Origin of the sequence: Wolbachia pipientis, from assembly GCF_023661085.1 — a bacterium.
Classification (GTDB): Bacteria; Pseudomonadota; Alphaproteobacteria; order Rickettsiales; family Anaplasmataceae; genus Wolbachia.
In genome coordinates, this window is sequence record NZ_JAHDJT010000126.1 from 1 (window position 1) to 3,665 (window position 3,665).

The 3,665-nt window shown below is 37.0% G+C and carries 2 protein-coding genes and 1 tRNA gene; all 3 read right to left on the bottom strand.

Translation table 11 applies throughout. From position 1 onward, the window contains the following. Positions 1-136: 136 nt before the first annotated feature. Positions 137-208 (bottom strand) — tRNA-Cys (locus DM84_RS05375). A 5-nt stretch (positions 209-213) separates the two neighbouring features. Then, positions 214-1,110 (bottom strand): class I fructose-bisphosphate aldolase, encoded by an 897-nt coding sequence (locus DM84_RS05380; RefSeq protein WP_250778925.1) that lies wholly within the window; start codon positions 1,108-1,110, stop codon positions 214-216. 68 nt (positions 1,111-1,178) lie between these two features. Beyond that, the gene (locus DM84_RS05385; RefSeq protein ID WP_250778923.1) at positions 1,179-3,470 is read right to left on the bottom strand and encodes an AAA family ATPase; all 2,292 of its coding nucleotides are present in this window, start codon (positions 3,468-3,470) and stop codon (positions 1,179-1,181) included. Positions 3,471-3,665: the final 195 nt, after the last annotated feature.

Here is a 3,665-nt window from a genome sequence, read left to right on the forward strand (position 1 = left end):
ATTTTGTCATTGAGCCTGCAGATCAAAAACAAGTTTTGAGTCAGAAATACCCTTGCCTTTATAGTAGCAGGACTGACGAAATCTGTCAAGTAGTTTTTTTGTTTCTATTGGATGACGTTATAACTTTTATAAGGAGAGGCCGGGACCGGAATTGAACCGGTATAAAAGGATTTGCAGTCCTCCGCATAAACCATTCTGCCACCCAGCCGTTTTTTACGTGTAGATATCCATGATATCTTTTAGCATAGATAAAGCTTCTTCTCTTTTTCGTTGAAAGGTGTTGCGCCCAATGATTGAACCATTACCGCCTCCTTGCTTAATTTCTTTTGCCTCATTGCATATATCATCCACCGACTTCGACTCGCCACCAGAAAAAACTACTATTCTTTTCCCTGCAAAGCAAGACTTCCTGACATATTCAATTCTTTTGGATAACGACTCAATATTTTCCACTTCTATTTTTTCTTTTTCCAATTGGTTAGTAGGGAGTTTTACTTTTATTATGTTAGCACCAAGCAAAGCTGCTATGTGCGCAGCATAAGCAATAACATCAACTGCTGTTTCACCTTCTTTGGAAATTCCCTCACCTCGTGGATAAGACCATAGCACCACTGCAAGCCCACAGGACTTAGCCTCAGCTATGATTTCACGGGCCTCTTCTATCATATCAAAACACTTAGCAGAACCAGGATATATGGTAAATCCAACGGCTGTGCAGCCCAAACGCAGCGCATCTTTCACAGAGGCGGTTATTGCCTGATCAGAAGTTAGACTTTTTGAATGCAAAGAATTGGAGCTATTAAGTTTTAAAATAAGTGGAAGCATTCCAGCATAAGTTGAAGCGCCAGCTTCAATCATGCCAAGTGGGGCAGCATACGCACTGACTCCTGAATCAAGTGCAAGTTGAAAATGATAATGTGGGTCATAAGCATCAGGATTAACTTCAAAGCTTTTTATTGGTCCGTGTTCAAATCCTTGGTCTACAGGGAGAATCAACAATTTGCCGGTGCCACCAAGTTTTCCATGCATGAGAATACGGATGAGGTTTGCTTTTACCCCAGGATTTTCACTTTCGTAGTAGCTTAGGATTTGCTTTACTTTATCGCTTATTATCACTATAACTCAAATTAGATTTAAGTTATAAATTGTAACAAAGATGAAACTCAATACAAGAAATTTCAAGTTATACCAAAAGTAATTTTATTTTCTCTTTTATCCATGTAAATTCTCAGCTTTTTTCCTCTAACTAGTCGACGGTTCAGTATTTCTTCAGCTAAGTGACTTTTTATTTCCTTCTCGATCAGTCTCTCTATCGGGCGTGCCCCCATTTCCTTGCAGTAACCTGTTTGTGCAAGATAGGACTTTACTTCATCTTCTACTAAACAGCTTATGCCTTTCTGTATGAGCTGTTTTCTCAGCTCCTGAATGAATTTATCTACAATATACAAAATCACATCCGTATTTAAGTCAGAAAAGGAAATAACTGCATCAAGACGATTACGAAATTCAGGGCTAAAAACCCGTTCTATTGCTTTTTCGCTATCACTGATGTTAAAATTTTTGCGTCCAAAGCCAATAGAGCTTTTGCTGCGTTCAAACGCTCCTGCATTGGTTGTCATGATCAAGATAACATTGGAAAAGTTAACTTTACGTCCGTAAGTGTCTGTGATGCAACCATAATCCATGATTTGCAGCAATATGTTGTAAATATCACTGTGAGCTTTTTCAATTTCATCAAGAAGCACGACACTATATTGATTATTAGAAACAGCTTCTGTAAGCAATCCACCTTGGTCATAACCTATATATCCAGGAGGAGAGCCGATTATTCTTGATATTGTATGAGGCTCCATATATTCAGACATATCAAAGCGTATGAGATTCATACCCATACTTTTTGCTAACTGTTTTGCAAGTTCAGTTTTACCAACACCAGTTGGTCCTGCAAAAAGATAGTTTGCTAGGGGTTTATTGTAATTTCTCAATCCAGATTTAGCAATTTTAATAGAACTGACGAGAGATTCTATTGCTTGCTCTTGACCAAAAATGACCTTTTTGAGGTTGTCTTTTAAAGATTGTACCCTTTGTATATCATCAAATTCAGACCTACAAGGTGCACCTGTAATTCTAGTGATGGTGTTCTTAATATCTCTACTACTTACAATTTTACGTCCATTTTTTAGTAATCTACAGTATGCTCCTGCTGTATCTAAAATGTTAATGTCTTTACCAGGTGATTTCTGTTCAGGAATACACTCACGTAGAATTTTAACTATAGCCTTAATGGCACGTCCTGAGTAGTATACTTTGTGGTATTCTTCATAGTAAGGCTTTACGCTATTTACCATTTTTATTGTTTCATTGACAGAAGGCTCTTTCACATTAATTTTTTGAAATCTTCTTGCTAGTGCTTTATCTTTTTCAAAACTATTGCTGTATTCTTTGTATGTAGTTGCACCTATGCAACGTAATGTACCTCTTGCAAGTGCGGGCTTAAGCAGATTACCAGCGTCGAGAAAACTACCACTTGTTGAACCAGCTCCAATGATTGTGTGTATCTCATCAATAAAGAGAATAGCGCCTGGCTTTGCCTCGATTGCTTTCGTTATGGATTTCATTCTTTCTTCAAAGTCGCCTCTATAACGGGTTCCTGCGAGGAGTGCTCCTAAATCTAAAGCATAGATTGTGCTAGACCTGAGCGCATTGGGAACACTGCCTTCGATTATTTTCAACACCAAACCCTCAACTATCGTTGTTTTGCCAACACCTGGGTCTCCGACATATAAAGGATTGTTTTCCCTACGCCTCAATAATATCTCTATAGTGCGACTTAACTCGTAATCGCGACCAACAACGCAATCTATTTTTTTGCTTCTTGCGTAATCATTCAAGTTTTTACAGTAACTTTGTAGAACTTCTTCGTCTTTTAATAATTCACCTTTATTTACTGTAGTGGAGATGTTGTTATTTTTATCAAGCTTTACTTTATGATTAGTAGCGCATTCGTCTGTATCGCCCAAGTATTTCATATTAGATATGTGGTAGATTAAGTTAGAATCTTTTGCATTTTGCTTTTGTAATAGGTCTTCAATATAGAAATTCTGTTCAGACAGAATTTCTACTAGGACATTTGCTCCATTTATTTCCTTTTTTCCTAAGCTATGAGCTCGTATTATGGACCTATGTATTATACATTGAAACAGCGGATTAGGTTTAACTTCATTGACAACCAAGTCAGGATTATCTTCAGAAAAACCTTTTTTGTAACCATCAGTCTTACACCTTGATAAGATGCTGTCTATATTTATGATTTCATCAGCTCTGATGTTACATCTTGATAAAACATAATTTACATCCACGTCTTTGGTTAACGCTAGCAATAAGTGTTCTACTTTTGCGTATTTAAGGTTAAAGTTGGAAGCAATCAGCAATGCTCTATTTAAACTTGCCTCTAGATTTTTAGAAATCATCTTCTACTCTCTTTAAAAATAGGAACTTATATATAATTGATAGCACACAATTATTAAAAAATAGGTATCTCTGCATAACAAACCAGTTTCTACCAGCGTATCGGGTTCAACAGAAACAAAAAAACTGCTTGACAACCTTCGCCGTTACCCCTATTATAGTAGTGAAGCTATTTGTTTAACTTCCCAATCTGTACA

Bases quoted from the DNA above. Each gene is read 5' to 3' on its own strand.
- DM84_RS05385 (WP_250778923.1), bottom strand. From the start codon at position 3,470: ATGATTTCTAAAAATCTAGAGGCAAGTTTAAATAGAGCATTGCTGATT.